Source organism: Simplicispira hankyongi, assembly GCF_003570885.1.
GTDB lineage: Bacteria > Pseudomonadota > Gammaproteobacteria > Burkholderiales > Burkholderiaceae_C > Simplicispira > Simplicispira hankyongi.
In genome coordinates this window covers 198,032-218,227 of record NZ_QXJC01000001.1, presented here as the reverse complement: position 1 = coordinate 218,227, position 20,196 = coordinate 198,032, and the positions used below count along the sequence as shown (strand labels likewise).

Genomic DNA, 20,196 nt, shown 5'->3' with positions numbered 1-20,196 from the left:
CGATCTAAAACTCCGACGAAATCGCCGCCCGCAGCAAAGCGCTGGCCGGTGCCACCAGCGTGTGCAGCTCATGAACGCGCCCCTGCTCGATGGCCTGCAGCACCAGTTCGTGGATGCCGCCCACCACCGCCAGCGCCATGGTGGGCTGCAATGGCGATTTGCGCAGGCGGGCGCCGGGGCGTTGGTTCACCACTTCGAGCATCAGGGCCGCCAGTTGTTGGTGCACCCGGCTGCGCACCGCCAGGCCGCTGGCGCCCAGGCCCAGGATGTCGATGAACAAAGTGCGCAGCAGCACCGGGTTGCGGGCCAGCGCCGCCAGGTAGGCGGCCATGGCCTGCTCCACCTGCGATTGCCAGTTGCTGCTCGGATTGATCGCGGCACGCAACGCGGCGGTCGCCTCGTCGGTGGCGGCCACGTACAAAGCCATCAGGCACTCGGCCTTGTCGCCGAAATGTTCGTAGAAGGTGCGGCGCGAGACGCCGGCCTGGCGCACGATGTCGGCAATGGTCGTTTCTGCATAGCCTTTTTCCGCGACGCTGCGCGCCATGCCATCGAGCAGGCGGGCGCGGTGCGTATTGGCATCGTTGCCGTGTTCATTCATCTTTTTCCTCGTACGAGACGATTGGTACTTGACAGTACCATATATTTCCCAGATCATTCGCGCCTGCTTGGTACGACGAAGTACCAATTCTTGCCACTACACCGTACGCCCACATGAAACCGCAATTGGCGCCCACCGCGCGCTTCACCACCAGCCTTGCCACGCTGTGTCTGCTGGCCGGACCGGCCTTTGCACAGCCCATGGACTTTTCCACCGCCTTGCAGCACATGGTGGATGCCTCCGACCGGCTGGCCGCCTCGCACCTGGCGGTGGACAGTGCCGCGCAGCAGCGCCACGCGATCGAGCGCCTGGGCGGCCCCAGCGTGAGCCTGACCGGCGCCACCTACGCCTACAACGCCAACCTGAACCTGGACCTGAACCCGCTGGGACAGGCGCTGCCGGGCATCCTCGCGCAACTGCCACCGCAACTGGGCGGCATGGTGGCGCAGCTGCCCCACCTGCCGGCCAGCTACACGCTCAACCGCCACCAAACGGACACCACGGCCTCGGTCAACGCCGTCTGGCCGATCTACCTCGGCGGCGCAACGCAGGCCGCACGCGGCGTGGCCGACGCCCGTACCCGAGAAGCGCAAGCCGACAGCACGCGCGTGAGCGACGAGCTGGCCACGCTGCTGGTGCAACGCTACTTTGGTGCCCAGCTGGCAAACCGCGCGGCCACGCTGCGCGAAGCGGCCCTCCACAGCATCGAGCAGCACGATGCCGCTGCGCAAAAGATGCTGGACGCCGGCGTGATCGCCAAAGTCGAGCGCCTGCAAGCCCGCTCAGCCCTGGAAGACGCCCGCAAGAACGCGCAAAAAGCCCGCGACGACGCCGACCTGGCCGCCACCGCGCTCACCCGAACAGCCCGTGCCGATGAGCGCCTGGAGCCCACCAGCCCGCTGTTTGTCATCAGCCAGCCGGTCGAGCCGCTGCCCTACTTCATAGACGCCGCCCTTGCGCACCACCCAGGCCTGGCCAAAGTCGCCGCCAAGAAGGCGCAGGCCAGTGAACTGCACAAGGCCGAAGAAGCGCTGCGCCGCCCGCAGGTGTTTGCCTTTGGCCAGCGCGAAATCAAAAGCGGCAATGCCGACTGGGTGGCCGGCATTGCCGTGCGCTGGACGCTGTGGGATTCCATCGACCGCAACGCCTTGGAGGCCTCCTCCCAGGCGCAGATCGATCAGGCCGAGCGCACCGGCGCACAGGCCCGCAGCGACATCGCGCTGCTGGTCGAAAAGAACTGGCTGGCGCTGGAGCAAGCCCGGCGCCAGTATTTCGCCCAGCAGGCCGGTGTGGACCTGGCCGCCGAAGTTCTGCGCCTGCGCGAGGCAGGCCTGCGCGAGGGCACCAGCACCACGCTGGACCTGATCGACGCCCAATTGAACAACGCCAAGGTGCAAACCGAACGCGCCCAGGCCGCGCACGACTATGTGCTGGCGCTGGCCGCGCTGCTCGAGAGCAGCGGCCTGTCGGATGAATTTGCAAACTACATGGCGCGAGCCGACGTCAAGGTGAACTAAAAAATGAACGCAAAAACAAAAACCGCTGCCGCCGTCACCCTCGGCCTGGCCGTCGCTGCCTTCACCGGCTATGGCCTGTGGCGCGCGTCGCAGCCCGCGCCCGAAGTGTTCCAGGGCCAGATGGAAGCACGCGAAGCCGATATCGCCCCCAAGCTCAGCGCCCGCATTGCACAGGTGCTGGTGAAAGAAGGCGACCAGATCGCTGTGGGCACACCGCTGGTGCGGCTGGACAGCCCCGAAGTCGCCGCCAAGATGGCCCAGGCCACGGCCGCCCAGGCGGCGGCGCAGGCCGTGGCCAGCAAGGCCGAACACGGCGCACGCCCGCAAGAGATTGAAATGGCGCGCCTGACCTGGCAGCGCGCCCAAACCGCTGCCGACCTGGCCGACAGCTCGTTTCGCCGCGTCGAAGGCCTGGCCCGCGAAGGCCTGATCGCCACGCAAAAGCGCGACGAGGCCGACGCCAACCGCAAGGCCAGCCGCGACCAGGCGCTCGCCGCCAAGGCGCAGTACGACATGGCGCGCGCCGGCGCCCGCCCCGAAGACCAGGCCGCCGCCGCCGCACAGGCCCGCCAGGTGGCGGGCGTGGTGGCCGAAGTGCAGGCCGCGCAGGCCGAAACCGAACTCAAGAGCCCCGTGGCGGGCGAAGTGGCCAAGGTGCTGGCGCACGTGGGCGAGCTCTCGCCCCAGGGCGTGGCCGTGGTGTCGGTGGTCGATCTGTCGGACCAGTGGGTGGTGCTCAACGTGCGCGAAGACCGGCTCAAGCGCTTTGCCGTGGGCAGCGAGTTCGACGCCACCCTGCCCGCCCTGGGGTCGCAGACCGTGCGCTTCAAGGTCTATGCCAACAGCGTGTTGCCAGACTTTGCCACCTGGCGCGCCACGCGTGCCGGCCAGGGCTTTGACGTGCGCACCTTCGAAGTCCGCGCCCGCCCCCTCGCCGCCGTGCCCGGCGCCCGCCCCGGCATGAGCGTGCTGGTTAAAAATACATAAGAAATAGGCCTCTAGCGCAATACCCATATGCGCTAACAGCTATGAATTCAATAGTACACAGTGCCCGGCGCGAAGCCCAGCGCCTGGCGCGCAGCCCCTGGGATCTGGCCATGATCACCTGGGTGCCGCTGCTGGCCGTGGCGCTGATGTGGTGGATCTTTTCTGCCGGCGTGCCGCACGGCCTGCCCATCGGCGTGCAGGACGAAGACCATTCCACCCTCTCGCGCCAGCTCACGCGCATGCTGGACGCCACGCCCGGCCTGCACGTGGCGCGCCCCGTGAACGGCAGTCTGGAGGCGCAGGCGGCCCTGCGCAGCATGGACATTGACGCCGTGGTGGTGGTGCCGCGCGGCTTTTCACGCGACGTCAAGCAAGGCCGCGTCGGCACTGTTACGCTGCTGCACAACGCGCAACTGGGCACGCATTCGGGCCTGATCCAGCGCGATGTGCGCATGGCCGTGGGCACGCTCTCGGCCGGCGTGGAACTCGCAGCGCGCGCCAAACGGGGCGAATCGACCCTGGCTGCGCGGGTCAGCATGGACCCCATCCACACGCAGCTCGTCGGCCTGTTCAACGTGGCCGGCAACTACGAGCTGTTTCTGGCATCGGCCCTGATTCCCGCCTTGCTGCACATCCTGGCCATGACGGCCGGCGCCTGGACGGTAGGCCGTGAACTGCGCGAGAGCAGCCTGGGCGACTGGCTCGGGCACAGCACCTGCGCCGCCCGCACCGCCGGCGCGCTGCTGGGCAAGCTGCTCTGGCCCTGGATCAGCCTGACGCTGGTCGGTCTGCTCTCGCTGGTGTGGCTGACCTGGGGCCGGGGCTGGCACGCGGCTGGCAGCCTCCCCTGGGTTGCCGCCGGCATGGCACTGCTGGTGGGGCTGTCCATCGCGCTGGGTGCGCTGCTGGCGGCGGCCACGCGCTCGCTGCGCATGGCGCTGTCGGGCACGGGCTTTTTCTCGGCACCGGCCTTTGCCTTCAGCGGCGTGGCCTACCCGCTGCTGGCCATGTCGCCCAGCGCCCGCGCCTGGGCGCTGGCCATGCCCTTCACCCACTACATCGCCCTGCAAACCGGGCAATTGCAAATGGGCGCGCCGATTGCCACCAGCGCCGCCACCATGGCCGGCCTGCTGGTGGCCACCCTGCTCGCGTTCTCGCTGTGCATCCCGCTGCTGCAGCGCACGCTGGGCCAGCCGCGCAGTTGGGGGAAACTTTGATGAGATCCTGGTTCAAACGCGCCCTGTGCGCCTGGTACGACGCTCTGCGGGGGGTCGTGCGCGACCAGGGCGTGGTCCTGCTGCTGGTCGCCGCACCTGTGTTGTACGGCTTTTTCTACCCCTGGTTCTACGCCACCGAGGTGGCCACGCAGATGCCAGTGGCGGTGGTGGACCTCGATCACTCCAGCCTCTCGCGCCAGATCACACGGCTGGCGCAGGCCGATCCCAACATCGCCGTCACGCTCGTCACCGGCGACGAGCACGAAGCGCGCGAGGCGCTGTGGAGCGGCGCCATTGGCGGCTACGCCGTGCTCCCCGCCGACCTGCAGCGCAAGGTGCTGCGCAGCGAGGCGGCCGTGGTCAATGTGCAAGCCAATGGCGCCTATGCCCTCATCAACAAAGCGGTGCAGCGTGGCTTTGCCGAAGCCGTCGGCACCGCCTCGGCAGCCGTCGAAATCCGCATGCTGGAGGCGCACGGCCAAAGCGCGCTGCAGGCGCGCGCCAGCCGCAGCCCGGTGCAGTTGCAGACCGTGGCCCTGTTCAACCCCACCGAGGGCTATGGCAGCTACGTGGTGCCCGCCGTGGCGCTGCTGATCCTGCAGCAAACCTTGCTGATGGGCGCGGCCATGCTGGCCGGCACCTGGGTCGAGCGCGGCGAGCACCGCGCGCCACGCAGTGTCTGGGTGGCGCGCCTGCTGGCGCTGTGCACACTGGGGCTGATGAGCGGGCTGCTTTATTTCGGCTGGATCTTCACCTGGCAGGACTACCCGCGCGGCGGCAACCCCTGGGGCGCGCTGGTGCTGCTGCTGTGCTACGTGCCCACCAACGCCGCGCTGGGCATGCTGCTGGGCCTGTGTTTTGGCAACCGCGAACGTGCGCTGCAGGTGCTGCTGTTTACCACGCTGCCCATGGTCTTTCTGGCGGGTTTCTCCTGGCCTGTAGAGGCGCTTCCCCTGCCCTTGCAATGGCTGCGCTGGCTGATTCCCAGTACCGCAGGCGTGCAGGCATCGCTGCGCTTGAACCAACTGGGCGCGCCGCTCGCCGACGTCATGCCCTACCTGGGCACGTTGCTGGCCCTGTTCTGTGCCTGCCTGGTCGGGCTGTGGTGGAAGACGCGGGCGGCACCACGGCTCTCGGGCGCTGCCGCACAGGCCGCTGCCGCTACCCCGGCCAGTCCAGCCCAGGGCTGAGCCAGCCGCCCTGGCGGCCGATGAGTTCGGCAGTCGCCAGATCCGCCGCATCGTGCGCATGCCTCGGCGTTGCCGCACGCGCACGCCACCAGGGCGTGAGCCACTGCCAGGCACGCAGTCGCGCGGCCCCTCTCGGGCCCGGCTCTTGCCGCTTGCCGGCAGGAACCGCCATCGCCGCCCCCTGCTCACGCGCCAGCGCCAGTGCGGTGTCGCGCACCACCACTGCCGCACGCAGGCGCATCACTTCGGACTCCAGCCGGGCAATGTCAGCCCGCTGCTGGGCCATCACGCGGCTGCAACGCTCCTGCGCGGCGCCATAGGCGCGGCAGAGCGCGACATGCTCCTGAGGGGCGGTCGCTGTGGTCGAAATGATGGGAATGGTGCGCATGGTGCAAACCCCCTCGAAGTGGAAAGGCAATGATCAATTCTAAATGCGAATCATTCTTTTTTAAAAATTCCCTCGAAAATTGATGATTTGCATCGCGGCAGCGGTTCAAGCATCAGGCAAGGGGGCACCACCCTCCACGCCGGTGGAACGCGCGCTCGGCCAGACGGGGGTACCGGAGGGCAACACGCCTATTGGCGATGCAAGCTGGCCCCGGATTTGTCCCCACGAGCGCATTGCGCTACCATGCGCCACCTTTTTTACCCCCCATGGTGTGCTGGATGACGGCTGGCATCAGAATCCATCTGCCCGACCAGGCAGCAACCACGGCGCGACGCGTTCTCGACCAACTGCACGGCTGGCTCAACAGCCTGGGGTTGAGCGAATGGGTCACGTGTTCCATCGGTTTCGGCCTGGGCTGGGTACTGCTCAACCTGGCAGGCGAATTGCAGGCCGCACCCTGGGCCTTGTCCTGCGATACCTTGGGCCTGTGCACCGCCTTTGGAGACGGCAACGGCAACGGGCTCGATCTGGCGCAGGAAACCGTGCTGGCCATGCTGTTTGCGCCCCTGCCTCTGACGTTTCCGAACCTTGCCGAGCTCCAGTCCCATGTGCGGATTCGGGTCAACATTGCCGACACTGCCCGCAAGGCCGAACTCAGATTTGATACCGACGCCGTGGATCGGCCTGATGGTTACTGGCACTACGACGAAGACCACGGCTTCCTTCTGAAAGAGGGACAACCGCTTGTCGAGGCCTTGACGTCGGCGCTCATTCCCGATGCATCGGGGCGCACCTATTCGTTCTCGTGCTACCGGGCCTCCGAATACGTGGTGTTGCTGGGAATCGCGCGCGAGCTGGAAGCCACGCATCCGGCTCTGCTGGAGGCCCTGGAGGCGCGTTGGCGAACGCGCCCCATTGCCTCGCGGCGCTTTCACGATGCCTTTGTGCATGAGGTTGGCTCGGCAGAAGCGCCGGTGCCCATGCACTACTACATTCCCGGCGACAGGGTATGGTTTCGCAACCCAGACGAAGCATCCTCGGACGTTTCAGGCTACGAGGGCTCGTGGGTGATCTACCTGGGCGGTGGAAAATTCGCAAACTTCTGGCAGCGCGGCGCCCCCTTTGATCTGCGCGGCAAATGTCTGGAGGTCTACTTCTGGCGCGATGCCCTGCGGGTCGATGCCCAAGGCAATCAGTTCATCGATGAAGCCCGGGTCACCCAACTGCGTGCCCAGGTGGCCGAGGGCAGCGCCTTGGAGGCGAGCATCCTGCAGCGCATGCGGCGCTACCGGGATGCTTCGGGGACCTACCGCGATGGCGGCTGTATTGACAGCACCCGGGAGTTCGTCAATTTCATTCACAGCGGGGCGCCGAGGATTCAATTCGACGCCTGAGATGAGGACGGGCCTTTGACGCGCGTACATCAGCTCTGGATCTGCGCCCAGAGCTTGTCCAGCCTTTTCACACTCACCGGCTGCGGCGTGCGCAGCTCCTGCGCAAAAAAGCTCACGCGCAGTTCTTCGAGCAGCCAGCGCAGCTCCTGCATGCGGGCATCCACCGCGCCCTTGCGTTCGGCCACCAGGCGCCAGTAGCGCTGCTCCTGCGGGCGCAGCTCGGCCAGCTTGGCGGCGTCGCGCGCCGGGTCGGCGCGCAGTTTGTCCAGGCGCGCGGTGATCGCCTTGAGGTAGCGGGCAAAGTGCGCCAGTTGCGGCCAGGGCGCAACGGTGAGGAAGTTTTTTGGCACCAGGCGCTGGAGTTGCTGGAGCGCGTCCTGCGTGGTTTCGGGGGCGTTTTTGGTGTCCTTGATCTTGCGCGTGGCTACCGAATATTCGGCCAGGATGGTGGCGGCCAGGCGCGCCACCTCGTTGGCGATCAAGGTCAGGCGCCCTCGCCCCTCCTGCACGCGGCGCTCGAACTCCTGCGCGTTGGTCGGCAGGGGCTCCAGCAGAAACGCGCGGTCCATCGCCACGTCGAGGATCTGGCTGCGCAGCTCTTCCTGCGTGCCGAGCGGCATGTAGGCGACGGCCATCTTTTGCAACTCGGGCAGGTTCTTTTCCAGATATTTGAGCGCGTCCTTGATTTGCAGCGCAAACAAGCGCCGCAGGCCCGCGCGGTGCTTGGCAGCGGCCACGTCGGGTTCGTCGAAGACTTCGATGGTGACGGCGTCGCCCGCGTCGATGAGCGCGGGAAAACCAATGAGCTGCTGGCCACCCCGGCCGATTTCCATCAGCTCGGGCAGTTCGCCAAAGGTCCACTGAGTGTAGCGCGCCTCGGCGTGGGCCGTGGACACTGCAGGTTTTGCTTTTGTTTTAGTAGCTACTCGCGCTTGCTCAGTAAGCGCTAGAGGCATATTTGGCTCTGATTTTTGCGCCGCCTGGGCATTGCTGCTCAGCTTGAGCCCGGCCAGCGCCTGAAAGGCCCCGCGGGCCTTGGCGCCCCACTCGGCCTTGAGCGCGCCGAGGTTGCGGCCCTGGCCGAGCTGGCGACCATGCTCGTCGACGATGCGGAAATTCATGAACAGGTGCGGGCTGAGCATGTCGAGCTTGAAGTCGGCGCGTTTGACGTCGAGCGAGGTTTCGTCACGCACCTGCTTGAGCAGCGCATCCACCAGGCCCAGGTGCCCCATCCGATCCGGCGTACCCAGCAGCTCGGCCAGGCGCGCGGCCGATTCGGGCAGTGGCACAAAGCGGCTGCGCGGGCGCTGCGGCAGGCTTTTGAGCAGCGCCTGGATCTTGTCTTTGAGCATGCCCGGCACCAGCCATTCGCAGCGTTCTTCACTCACCTGGTTGAGCACGAACAGCGGCACAGCCACGGTGACGCCGTCGCGCGCGTCGCCCGGCTCATGCAGGTAGCTGGCCTGGCAGTCCACGCCGCCCAGGCGAACCATGCGCGGGAAGGCGGCACTAGTGATGCCCGCCGCCTCATGGCGCATCAGCTCGTCGCGTGTCAGGCGCAGCAGCTCGGGACGTTTGACCGTCTCTTGCCGGTACCAGTGCTCGAAACCGCGGCCGCTGGTGATGTCTTGCGGCAGTTGCTGGTCGTAGAAGGCGAAGATGAGCTCTTCGTCCACCAGCACGTCCTGGCGGCGGGACTTGTGCTCCAGCTCTTCCACCTTGGCGATGAGCTTTTCGTTGGCCGCCAGGAACGGCAGGCGCTTGTGCCATTCGGGCAGCACATCGGCCGCCACCAGCGCCTGGCGAATGAACATCTCGCGCGCGGCCTGCGGGTCTACCTTGTCGAAGGGTTTGCGGCGCCCGCTGTAGACCACCAGGCCGTAGAGCGTGGCGCGCTCGAAGGCCACGACCTCGGCGGCCTTTTTCTCCCAATGCGGGTCGAGCAGTTGCTTCTTGAGCAAATGGCCGCCGACTTCTTCCAGCCAGGTCGGATCGATGTTGGCGATGCCGCGGCCGAACAAGCGCGTGGTTTCCACCAGTTCAGCGCAAACGATCCAGCGGCCGGGCTTCTTGCGCAAGTGCGCACCGGGGTGGCGGTGAAACTTGATGCCGCGCGCGCCCAGGTAGATGTCTTCATCCTCGGGCTTGAAGCCGATGTTGCCCAGCAAGCCGGCCAGCATGGATTTGTGCAGTTCCTCATAGCTCGCCGGCTTTGGGTTCAGCTCCCACTTGTGCTCGGCCACCACCGTGAGCAGTTGGCTGTGCACGTCGCGCCACTCGCGCACCCGGCGCACGTTGATGAAGTTCTGGCGCAGCAATTGTTCGTACTGGCGGTTGCTGAGCTTGTGCGCCGGGGCCATGCTGGCGAGCGCAGGGGCGGCGGGCGCTGCAGGCTGCGGCGCGCTCAGCCGCTGCGCCACTGGCAAGAACGCCTGGTTGGGCGCCTTCTTGCGAGTCTGGTCCTTTTGCACACGCGCCGAGGCCAACGTGGGCATGCTGCCGCCACGCGCCTGCTGCAGCCAGTTCCACAGCGTGAGATAACCGCTGAACTCGCTTTTTTCGTCGTCGAACTTGGCGTGCTGCTGGTCCGCCTGCTGCTGCGCTTCCATCGGGCGGTCGCGCACGTCCTGCAGGCTGAGCGCGCTGGCAATCACCAGCACCTCGGCCAGGGCGCCGCGCGCTCGCGCCTCCAAAATCATGCGACCGACGCGCGGGTCCACCGGCAGGCGCGCCAGTTCACGGCCCATGGCAGTGAGTTCGTTGTACTCATCCACGGCGCCCAGCTCGTGCAACAACTGGTAGCCGTCGGCAATCGCGCGGCCGGACGGCGCGTCGATGAACGGAAACTGCGCCACGTCGCCCAGGTGCAGCGACTTCATGCGCAGAATGACGCCAGCCAGCGATGAACGCAAAATTTCCGGGTCGGTAAAGCGCGCTCGCCCGGCAAAGTCTTTCTCGTCGTACAGGCGAATGCAGATGCCGCTGGCCACGCGCCCGCAGCGCCCGGCGCGTTGGTTGGCCGCCGCCTGGCTGATGGGCTCGACCAGCAACTGCTCCACCTTGCTGCGCAGGCTGTAGCGCTTGACGCGCGCGGTGCCCGAGTCAATCACGTAGCGGATGCCCGGCACCGTGAGCGAAGTCTCGGCCACGTTGGTGGCCAGGATAATGCGCCGGCCCGTGTGGCCGTCAAAGATGCGGTCCTGCTCGGCTTGCGACAGGCGCGCAAACAGCGGCAGCACCTCGGCATTGCGCGTCACCACGTTGTGCGCCAGGTGCTTGCGCAGGTGGTCGGCTGCCTCGCGGATTTCGCGCTCGCCGGGCAGGAACACCAGAATATCGCCGCCCGCGTTGCCTTGCCAAAGCTCATCCACACCATCGGCAATGGCCTCATTCAGCCCGTAGTCGCGCGACTCCTCGAACGGGCGCCAGCGCTGCTCCACCGGGAACATGCGGCCCGAAACCATCAGCACCGGGGCCGGGCCGTTCTTGCTTTCGAAATGCTTGGCGAACCGGTCGGCATCGATGGTGGCCGACGTCACGACCACCTTCAGGTCGGGCCGCCTGGGCAATATCTCGCGGATATAGCCCAGCAGAAAATCGATGTTCAGGCTGCGCTCGTGCGCCTCGTCGATGATGAGGGTGTCGTAGGCCTTGAGGAGCGGGTCGGTCTGCGTCTCGGCCAGCAAGATGCCGTCGGTCATCAGCTTGACCGAGGCACCCTGGCTCAGGCGGTCCTGAAAGCGCACCTTGTAGCCCACCACCTCGCCCAGCGGCGTCTTCAATTCTTCGGCGATGCGCTTGGCCACGCTGCTCGCCGCAATGCGGCGCGGCTGGGTGTGGCCGATGAGCTGGCCGCGCGTGCCGGGGCGGGCATTCAACCGCCCACGCCCCATGGCCAGCGCAATTTTGGGCAACTGCGTGGTCTTGCCCGAGCCGGTTTCTCCGCACACGATGATGACCTGGTGCTCGGCCAGGGCGGCTTCGATTTCGCTGCGCCGGCCAGAGACCGGGAGCGATTCGGGAAAAGTAATAGGCAGGGCGCGGACGGCGGCAGGGTCTGACAAGGGGAAGCAACTTCGTAGAGAATCGCGGATTATCTACGGCCCACGCCCCTTGCTGCCTCGCCAGACTCTGCCCTCCCCTGCATGTCCACTGTCTTCAACTTCACCTTCGTGCCCTGGTTCCGGTCGGTGGCGCCGTACATCCACAAGTTCCGGCACCAGACCTTCGTGATCGGGCTCACCGGCGAGGCCATTGCCGCCGGCAAGCTGCAGAGCATTGCGCAAGACTTGGCCATGATCCAGGCCATGGGCGTGAAGATCGTGCTGGTGCACGGCTTTCGCCCACAGGTCAACGAGCAGTTGGCGGCGAAGGGCCACGAGGGGCGCTATTCGCACGGCATCCGCATCACGGATTCGATTGCGCTTGACTGCGCACAAGAGGCCGCTGGCCAGCTGCGCTACGAGATTGAGGCCGCGTTCAGCCAGGGCCTTCCCAACACGCCGATGGCGGGCTCCACCGTGCGGGTGATTTCGGGCAACTTCATCACGGCGCGGCCAGTGGGCATCGTCGATGGCGTGGATTTCCAGCACTCAGGCCTGGTGCGCAAGGTCGATGTGGCAGGCATCCAGCGCTCGCTTGACATGGACGCACTGGTGCTCATCTCGCCGTTTGGCTTCTCGCCCACGGGCGAGGCCTTCAACCTGAACATGGAAGAAGTCGCGACCTCGGTCGCCATCGCTCTCAAGGCAGACAAGCTGGTTTTTGTAACCGAAGTGCCAGGCATATTGCAGAACCCCGACCAGCCGGCCAGTGAGGACAACCCCATCGACACCGAACTGCCACTCGCCCAGGCACGCCAGTTGCTTGCGCATGTGCCGCCGAGCCAGCAGCCCACCGATACCGCGTTCTACCTGCAGCACTGCGTGAAAGCCTGCCAGGGCGGCGTCGAGCGCAGCCACATCATTCCGTTTGCGGTCGATGGCTCGCTGCTGCTGGAGATTTACGTGCACGACGGCATCGGCACCATGATCGTGGACGAAAAGCTCGAAGAAGTGCGCGAAGCCACGGCCGACGACGTCGGCGGCATCCTGCAACTCATCGAGCCCTTCGAGAAAGACGGTACGCTGGTCAAGCGTGACCGCACCGAGATCGAGCGCGACATCTCCAACTACACCATCGTCGAGCACGACGGCGTGATTTTTGGCTGCGCCGCGCTGTACGCCTACCCCGAAGCGCGCACCGCCGAAATGGCCGCGCTCACGGTGTCGCCGCAAAGCCAGGGCACGGGCGACGGCGAAAAGCTGCTGCGCCGCATCGAGCAGCGTGCCCGTCTGCTCGGGCTCGACAGCATTTTTGTGCTCACCACGCGCACCATGCACTGGTTCTTGAAGCGCGGCTTCAAGCCGGTGGACCCAGAGTGGCTGCCCGAGGCGCGCAAACGCAAATACAACTGGGACCGGCGCAGCCAGGTGCTGGTGCGCAAGCTGTAGCAACCCGCCGCATGGGCTCCAAGCGGTTGGAGCGTCGGCCCCGACCGAGGCGGCGCTGCGCAAAGCATTTCCCTTACATTTTTTGAAAATTCCTGGATGGACAAACAGAAAGCAGACTCTCACACGCACGCGGCCCTGCCGATATCACCGAACCTCGACTCGGCCCTGCTGGACGCGAACATGGCCCGCAGCGCGCAGCTGCTGGACCAGCGGATGGTCTGGTTGAGTGGCCTGGCCATGGGGCTGGGCGTGCTGGCGGCCTTTGTCGCTTATGTGCTGACGCACTTGATCGGGTTTGTCACCAACATCGCCTTCTATGGGCGCTTGAGCACCGAATTCACCAGCCCCGCCCACAACCAGCTCGGCGCGTGGGTGATTGTGGTGCCTGCCATCGGGGGCCTGATCGTGGGCTTCATGGCGAAATGGGGGTCCAAGGCGATCCGTGGGCACGGCATTCCCGAAGCGATGGAGCAGATTCTTCGCAATGAGAGCCGGATTCCAGCCCGCATCACCTGGCTCAAACCGGTGTCGTCTGCGGTGGTGATCGGAACCGGCGGCCCATTCGGGGCCGAGGGCCCCATCATTGCCACCGGCGGCGCACTGGGTTCGCTGCTGGGGCAGCTTATTCACGTCACCGCTGACGAGCGAAAAATTCTGCTTGCCGCCGGTGCTGCGGCCGGCATGGCGGCTATTTTTTCAGCGCCCGTGTCGGCGGTGTTACTGGCCGTCGAGCTGCTTCTCTTCGAGCGCCGCGCACGCTCGTTGATCCCCGTGGCCCTGGCTGCTGCCGCCGCCACCGCCATCCGCTACCGGCTGGAAGGCACCGAGGCCGTGTTTGCCATGGCGGCCGTGGCGACACCGGGCACAGCCGCACTGGTGCTGTACACCTTGTTGGGCGCGTTGCTGGGCGCTATCGGCGTAGGCATTACCAAGCTGACCTACGGCATCGAAGATGCTTTCGAAAAACTCCCCGTGCACTGGGTCTATTGGCCCGCGCTCGGTGGCCTGGTGGTTGGCGCCATCGGCTACATCGACCCGCAAACCTTGGGTGTCGGCTACGACAACATCGCCGCCATCCTGAACGGACGTCTGGCCGTTGGCGCGCTCGCCATCCTGGCGGTGCTGAAATTCGTTTCCTGGTCGATCGCACTGGGCAGCGGCACGTCCGGCGGGACGCTGGCACCACTTTTCACCGTCGGCGGCGCACTGGGAGGCATCCTCGGCGCCCTGCTGGCCACCTGGCTCCCGGCACTGGGCATGGACCCCCGCATTGCTGCGCTGGTGGGCATGGCAGCCATCTTCGCCGGCGCATCGCGTGCGTTTCTGGCCTCGGTGGTGTTCGCGTTTGAAACCACCCAACAGCCTCACGGGCTGCTTCCTCTGCTCTCAGGGTGCGCTGCAGCCTACCTTGTGTCTGGTCTGTTGATGCGCCACACCATCATGACCGAAAAGATCACGCGCCGCGGCGTTCGGGTGCCGTCAGACTACAGCGCCGACTACCTTGATCAGGTCACGGTAGGCGACATCTGCAGCCGCGACGTCGCCTGGCTCGAGAGCACGCAGCGCATCGGCGAAGTCAGGAAATGGATCGACGAAGGCCATACACGCGCGCAGCACCAGGGGTTCCCCGTTTTCAAATCAGGCACGCTGATCGGCGTGGTCACGCGCAAGGATTTGCTTAAACCCTCTATCCCAGGCGATGCCTGCGTCGAGCAATTGGTTCACCGCCCGGCGCTGGTCGTCCAGGAAAGCCACTCTGCGCGCGAAGCAGCCGACCACATGGTGGAGGCGCATGTCGGGCGCCTGGTGGTGTTGGCCGACGGCAGCCGCACGGACATGGTGGGTATCGTCACCCGTGGTGACCTGCTGGCTGCGCACAGCCAGCGCATCAAGGAAGCCCGCCAGACGCACCGGCACCTGACGACGCCATTTCACCCGAAGAACTAGCTGGTAAAAGTAGTGGCGGTATCGATCTGCTCAGGGTCGAGAAAGCGCTCCGCGTAGCGCTGGTAGACACGCTCGCGCACAAACACCTCAAACAGATCAGGGTCGATGTGCCCGCCATGCTTCATGCGCTCCATGATGGCCAGCGCCTGCGAGAGCTTCATGCCGCTCTTGTATGGCCGGTCGGCGGCTGTCAGGGCTTCGAAAATGTCGGCAATGCCCATCATGCGGGCCTGCACCGGCATCTGCTCGCGCGTAAGCCCACGTGGGTAGCCCTTGCCGTCCATGCGCTCGTGGTGGCCGCCGGCGTATTCGGGCACATTCTTCAGGTGGTGCGGCCAGGGCAAGGCCTCCAGCATCTTGATGGTGGCGACGATGTGGTAGTTGATGGTGTCGCGTTCGGCCTGGGTCAGCGTGCCGGCGCGGATCGTGAGGTTCTCGACCTCTTCAGCGCTCAGGAACGTCGTCTGCACGCCATCGGCATTGCGCCACTGGCGCTGCGTTCCCATGTCGCGCACGCGCTGCTGGTCGGTTGGCTGCATCGCCTCGACGCCCAGGTTGCAGCGGCGCAGAAACGCCCGGTCCTCGTCAATCGCCTTCATTTCGCGCTGCAGGCCGGCGGTGGCCACCGCTTCGGCGCCGGCGTCCACCACCGGGCGCAAGGCAAGCTGGGCACGCAGGGCGGCAAGCTCGGCGTCACGCCGCAACACTTCGAAGCGCGTGTCGATGAGGCCAATGCGGTCGTACAAGGTCTGCAGTTTGGTAGCCTTGTCCACCACATGCACGGGCGTCGTGATCTTGCCGCAGTCGTGCAGCAGCCCGGCCATCTGCAGCTCGTAGCGGTCGCGCTCGCTCATATGAAAGTCCGCCAGCGGGCCCGTGGTGGTGGCGTCCGCCGCCTCGGCCAGCATCATGGTCAGCTCGGGCACGCGCTCGCAGTGGCCGCCCGTATAAGGCGATTTTTCGTCGATGGCGATGTTGATGAGCTTGACGAAGGATTCAAACAGGCGCTCAAGCTGGGTAATGAGCAAGCGGTTGGACAGCGCAATGGCGGCCTGCGAGGCGAGCGATTCGCTCAGGCTCTGGTCGGCGCTGGAGAACGGCACGACTTGCCCGGTTTCCGGATCCAGGGCGTTGAGGAGCTGCAAGACACCGATCAGATCGCCCTGGTGGTCCGTCATGGGCACGGTGAGGAAGGAGCGCGAGCGGTAGCCGGTGCGCTGGTCAAAGGCCCGCGTGCCCGAAAAATCGAAACCTTGTTGCGAATACGCGTCTGCGATGTTGACGGCGCGACCATGCAGCGCCGCATGCGCCGCTACCAACGCGTCGTTCGGCGAGCCATCGGGCCGGCGCAGCGGCAAGTCAGGCAAGTCAATCGGCTTGCCCGTGGTGCCGCCAAGCCGGATGTCCAGCGAATCGGTGCGCATGATCTCAAAGTGCAGTGCGCTGCCGTCTTCGGTCACGCTGTAGAGCGTGCCGCCATCGGCGCCCGTGAGGGTCTTGGCCGCTTCCAGGATGTTTTCCAGCAAGCGCGCGATATTGCGTTCGCGCGAAAGCTCTGCGCCAATGCGGTTGAGCTGGTCCAACCGGGCGAAAAGGTCCATCGCGGATTGTTTTTCCATCGCCGCTCCCCTTGCGTGCCCGCGGTGCTGGGCTTAACGAATGGTAGCGAATCTCACAGCCCTGCACAGGGCTGTCCCACGATTAAGCAACCGCATAGCGCCGACTGCGCGCCAAAAGAACCAGCAGCACCACCGCAAAGCCCACGAAGCAGACAAAGGACCAGTTGGCAATCGAGCCCCCAAGGAAGGTCCAGTCCACCGCCGCACAGTCGCCCGAACCACGGAAGATCATGGGAATGGCGCGGCTGAAAGAGTAGTTCTCGATCATCCCGTAGAAATCGCGCCCGCACATGGCGAACTCGGGCGGGTACCACTGAAGCCAGGTCTGGCGCGCGGCGGTGAAGGCACCAAAGCCACTGGACAACAAGGCCAATAGCGACCAAGACACTATCCAGCCTTTTTTGCCGTTAGCGCTTGCCAGGCCTGTGAATATAGCTACCAAAACAAGAGCGTAGCGCTGCACGATGCACATCGGGCAGGGCTCCAGGCCGACCACGTGCTGCAGGTACAGGCCAAAAGCCAGCAGGCCGATGCAGGCGAGGCACATCAGTGCCAGGATGCGGCGCGGCGCCGCGTCAAACCAGTCGAGAATCATCAAAACCCCAAAACATCAAATAGGCAGCGCTCCGGAAAAGAAACGCCTTGGATCGTCAACACGCATCCTAAATGCCTGCCGCCTGATCAAGGAAAACCTTGGCGCGGCGCGGCGTGACCAGCAGCGTCTCGCCTTCGCGAAACGCCATGTCCCGAAACTGCTGCGCCGGAATTTGCGCCTCAATCACCATTTCGGGGTTTGCATTGTCGGCTGCTTTGGCGCTCGCCTGCGGGATAAGTTCCAGCCGCGCGATGGGGCCCACGACGATAGCGCGGGTCAGGACGGCCAGCAGCGCGTTGGCCGGCACCGGCGCGCCGGCGCCAGGCCTCTCCACGTCCAGGTCATGCGGGCGCACATAGGCCAGCACTTTTTCGTTCTGCGCCGCGCCGTGTTCAGGCGCGGGCAATTGCATGCCGCCCACCTGGGCCTGTCCCTCGTGCGCGCGGCCATGAAACAGGTTTACGTCGCCCAGAAAGCCGTACACGAACGGGCTCGCCGGGTGGTCCCACACCTCCTGCGGCGAGCCGCTTTGCTCGATGCGGCCGTGGTTGATCACCACCACGCGGTCGGCCACCTCCAGCGCTTCCTCCTGGTCGTGGGTGACGAAGATGCTGGTCACGTGCAGCTCGTCGTGCAGGCGGCGCAGCCAGCGGCGCAGCTCCTTGCGCACCTTGGCGTCGAGCGCGCCAAAGGGTTCATCAAGCAGTAGTACCTTGGGCTCCACCGCCAGCGCGCGTGCCAGGGCAATGCGCTGGCGCTGCCCGCCCGAGAGCTGCGAGGGGTGGCGCTCGGCCAGCCAGTCGAGCTGCACCAGCGCCAGCAGGTCCATCACCTTCTTTTTGATCTGCGCTTCGCTGGGGCGCAGTTTGCGCGGCTTCATGCGCAGGCCGAAGGCAACGTTTTCAAACACCGTCATATGGCGAAACAGCGCGTAGTGCTGAAACACAAAACCCACGCCGCGCTCGCGCACGTGCACGTCGGTGGTGTCTTCGCCTGAAAAGTGGATGCTGCCGCTATCCGGCGTTTCCAGTCCGGCGATGATGCGCAGCAGCGTCGTCTTGCCGCAGCCCGACGGCCCGAGCAAGGCGATGAGTTCGCCCGAGGCAATGTCCAGGTTGACGTCGTCCAGCGCGCGGAAGTCGCCGAACTGCTTGCTGATGTTGCGGATTTCGATGCTCATGATGGGGTGCTGTCCTTCAATATTCCGTATCGCTGCGCTTCGGCTATAGGCCACGAAACCGACGCAGCCCAAGTCAGCGGTCGCCGCGCAAGGGCCGCCCCGCCGCTCTCGCGTCGTCCCCCTTCCCGGCAAAGCCGAGAGAAGGGGGAAGCCGCGCAGCGGCTCAGGGGGTTGTCAGTTTCTCCTGCGGGCGCTCTGGCGGGAGATCGGCGGCCAGGCGCAACTGTTGTTCTTGCCGCCACTCGGCCACGCTCTTGATGACCAGCGTGACCAGAGCCAGCAGGGCCAGCAGCGAGGCGACGGCAAAGGCCGCAACCGATTGGTACTCGTTGTACAGAATTTCGACGTGTAGCGGCATGGTGTTGGTCTGGCCGCGGATATGGCCTGAGACCACCGACACCGCGCCAAACTCGCCCATGGCACGGGCGTTGCACAAAATCACGCCATAGACCAGGCCCCACTTGATGTTGGGCAGCGTCACATGCCAGAAGGTCTGCCAGCCGCTCGCGCCGAGCACGATGGCCGCCTGCTCCTCGTCATTGCCCTGGGCCTGCATCAGCGGAATCAGTTCGCGGGCAATGAAGGGCACGGTGACGAAGACGGTCGCCAGCACGATGCCCGGCACGGCGAAGATGATCTTGATATCGTGCGCCGCCAGCCACGGCCCCAACCAACCATTGGCACCGAAGATCAGCACGTAGGTCAGGCCCGCCACCACGGGCGAGACGGAAAACGGCAGATCCACCAGCGTCGTCAAAAACGCCTTGCCACGGAATTCGTACTTGGCGATGCACCAGGCGGCGGCGATGCCGAACACCAGGTTCAGCGGCACGGCAATCAATGCCGTCAGCAAGGTCAGGCGAATCGCAGCCCAGGCATCGGGCTCGCGCAGTCCGTCGAGGTAGGCGCCAAAACCCTTGCGCAGCGCCTCGGCGAACACAGCGGCCAGCGGCAACACCAGGAACAGCAGCATGAAGCCAAGCGCCAGCGCAATCAGCAGCAGGCGCACCCAGGGCGCTTCGGTGGTGCCGGCGCGCGCAGCGCCTACGGTACGGGGATTCATATCAGCTTTCCCATGCCCGATGCGCTCGAAGCCGGCGCGGCCCAGACCAGTGCACCTGTGGAACTGGCTCTGCCAGGCCACCGGGTGCGTCCCCCTCCCGCAGGAGAGGGGGAAGGCGCGAAGCGACTCAGGGGGTGTTTCATGCTTTTCGCCGCTGCCAGGCCTGCAAGGCGTTGATGAGCAGCAACAGCGCGAACGACATCACCAGCATGACCACGGCCACGGCGGTGGCGCCCGCCGTGTCGTACTGCTCCAGCTTGCCGATGATGATGAGCGGCGTGATCTCGGACACCATGGGCACGTTGCCCGCAATGAAGATCACCGAGCCGTATTCGCCCACTGCCCGCGCGAAGGCCATGGCAAAGCCCGTGAGCAGTGCCGGCGCGATGGACGGCAGCAATACCTTGGTGAACACCTGCCAGCGGTTGGCGCCCAGACTGGTGGCGGCCTCTTCCAGCTCGCGCTCGGTGTCTTCCAGCACCGGCTGCACGGTCCGCACCACGAACGGCAGGCTGATGAAAATCAGCGCCACCACGATACCCGCCGGCTTGAAGGCCAACTGGATACCCAATGGCGCCAGCAGGCTGCCGACCCAGCCGTTGTCCGCCAGCAGTGAGGTCAGCGCAATGCCGGCCACGGCCGTGGGCAGGGCAAAGGGCAGATCGACCAGCGCATCGACGATGCGCTTGCCCGGAAACCGGTAGCGCACCAGCACCCAGGCAATCAAAAGGCCAAATACCAGGTTGACCAGCGCGGCGAGGAGCGAGGCCCCAAAGGTGAGCCGGTACGAAGCCAGCACGCGCGGCGACGCCACGGCGGACCAGAACTGCTCCCAGCTCAAACTGAAGCTGGTGAAGACCAGCGCGGAGAGCGGGATCAGCACGATCACGCTCAGATAGAACAGCGTGTAGCCGAGCGTCAGCCCGAACCCGGGCAGCACGTGCCGGCTGGCACGCTTCGCCGGGCGCCCCGCGGGCGCCGGCACGGCAATCGCTGCGGCCATGTT

General features: G+C 65.6%; 15 protein-coding genes. 7 read left to right on the top strand and 8 right to left on the bottom strand.

Annotated features, from left to right (window positions below):
* Positions 1–4: 4 nt before the first annotated feature.
* The gene (locus D3F03_RS00945) at positions 5–601 is read right to left on the bottom strand and encodes a TetR/AcrR family transcriptional regulator (RefSeq protein ID WP_245960455.1); all 597 of its coding nucleotides are present in this window, start codon (positions 599–601) and stop codon (positions 5–7) included.
* Between the two features lie 113 nt (positions 602–714).
* On the opposite strand from D3F03_RS00945, the gene D3F03_RS00940 reads away from it, so the two are divergent.
* The 4 genes from D3F03_RS00940 to D3F03_RS00925 are packed head-to-tail and all read left to right on the top strand — an operon-like array spanning position 715 to position 5,512.
* Entirely contained in the window at positions 715–2,118 is a 1,404-nt protein-coding gene (locus tag D3F03_RS00940) for a TolC family protein (RefSeq protein ID WP_119107503.1), read from the top strand.
* A 3-nt stretch (positions 2,119–2,121) separates the two neighbouring features.
* Positions 2,122–3,105 carry an HlyD family secretion protein gene (locus D3F03_RS00935; protein WP_119107502.1) on the top strand — a complete coding sequence of 328 codons (984 nt, stop codon included), beginning with the start codon at positions 2,122–2,124 and terminating at the stop codon, positions 3,103–3,105.
* A gap of 41 nt (positions 3,106–3,146) precedes the next feature.
* Complete coding sequence (locus tag D3F03_RS00930) at positions 3,147–4,322, top strand: ABC transporter permease (RefSeq protein ID WP_119107501.1); 1,176 nt, start codon at positions 3,147–3,149, stop codon at positions 4,320–4,322.
* Positions 4,322–5,512: an ABC transporter permease gene (locus tag D3F03_RS00925; protein ID WP_119107500.1), complete on the top strand. Its 1,191-nt coding sequence runs from the start codon at positions 4,322–4,324 to the stop codon at positions 5,510–5,512. Before D3F03_RS00930 ends, D3F03_RS00925 begins: the two co-directional genes overlap by 1 nt.
* On the opposite strand, the gene D3F03_RS00920 is transcribed toward D3F03_RS00925, so the two are convergent.
* Entirely contained in the window at positions 5,484–5,900 is a 417-nt protein-coding gene (locus D3F03_RS00920) for a hypothetical protein (RefSeq protein WP_119107499.1), read from the bottom strand. The two genes, D3F03_RS00925 and D3F03_RS00920, sit on opposite strands and share 29 nt — an antisense overlap.
* Before the next feature lie 266 nt (positions 5,901–6,166).
* On the opposite strand from D3F03_RS00920, the gene D3F03_RS00915 reads away from it, so the two are divergent.
* Positions 6,167–7,294 carry a hypothetical protein gene (locus D3F03_RS00915; protein WP_158606119.1) on the top strand — a complete coding sequence of 376 codons (1,128 nt, stop codon included), beginning with the start codon at positions 6,167–6,169 and terminating at the stop codon, positions 7,292–7,294.
* A 29-nt stretch (positions 7,295–7,323) separates the two neighbouring features.
* Here D3F03_RS00915 and hrpA read toward each other — a convergent pair whose 3' ends face one another.
* A complete protein-coding gene (hrpA, locus tag D3F03_RS00910) occupies positions 7,324–11,358 on the bottom strand; it encodes an ATP-dependent RNA helicase HrpA (RefSeq protein ID WP_119107497.1) in 4,035 nt (1,344 codons plus the stop codon).
* Between the two features lie 81 nt (positions 11,359–11,439).
* Here hrpA and argA point away from each other — a divergent pair, with 81 nt between their 5' ends.
* Positions 11,440–12,786 carry an amino-acid N-acetyltransferase gene (gene argA / locus D3F03_RS00905; protein ID WP_119107496.1) on the top strand — a complete coding sequence of 449 codons (1,347 nt, stop codon included), beginning with the start codon at positions 11,440–11,442 and terminating at the stop codon, positions 12,784–12,786.
* Positions 12,787–12,882: 96 nt separating this feature from the next.
* Entirely contained in the window at positions 12,883–14,733 is a 1,851-nt protein-coding gene (locus D3F03_RS00900) for a chloride channel protein (RefSeq protein WP_199665390.1), read from the top strand.
* Here the strand turns inward: D3F03_RS00900 and D3F03_RS00895 are convergent.
* The 5 genes from D3F03_RS00895 to cysT form a co-directional block, all read right to left on the bottom strand.
* Positions 14,730–16,352: an HD family phosphohydrolase gene (locus tag D3F03_RS00895; RefSeq protein ID WP_119107495.1), complete on the bottom strand. Its 1,623-nt coding sequence runs from the start codon at positions 16,350–16,352 to the stop codon at positions 14,730–14,732. The two genes, D3F03_RS00900 and D3F03_RS00895, sit on opposite strands and share 4 nt — an antisense overlap.
* Before the next feature lie 82 nt (positions 16,353–16,434).
* Entirely contained in the window at positions 16,435–16,947 is a 513-nt protein-coding gene (locus D3F03_RS00890) for a disulfide bond formation protein B (protein WP_119107494.1), read from the bottom strand.
* A 67-nt stretch (positions 16,948–17,014) separates the two neighbouring features.
* Entirely contained in the window at positions 17,015–18,127 is a 1,113-nt protein-coding gene (locus D3F03_RS00885; protein WP_119107493.1) for a sulfate/molybdate ABC transporter ATP-binding protein, read from the bottom strand.
* 163 nt (positions 18,128–18,290) lie between these two features.
* On the bottom strand, positions 18,291–19,190 hold the full coding sequence (gene cysW / locus D3F03_RS00880; protein ID WP_119107492.1) for a sulfate ABC transporter permease subunit CysW: 900 nt from the start codon (positions 19,188–19,190) through the stop codon (positions 18,291–18,293).
* Between the two features lie 139 nt (positions 19,191–19,329).
* Positions 19,330–20,193, bottom strand: coding sequence for a sulfate ABC transporter permease subunit CysT (gene cysT, locus D3F03_RS00875; RefSeq protein ID WP_119107491.1), 864 nt, complete (start codon positions 20,191–20,193; stop codon positions 19,330–19,332).
* Between the last annotated feature and the right edge of the window lie 3 nt (positions 20,194–20,196).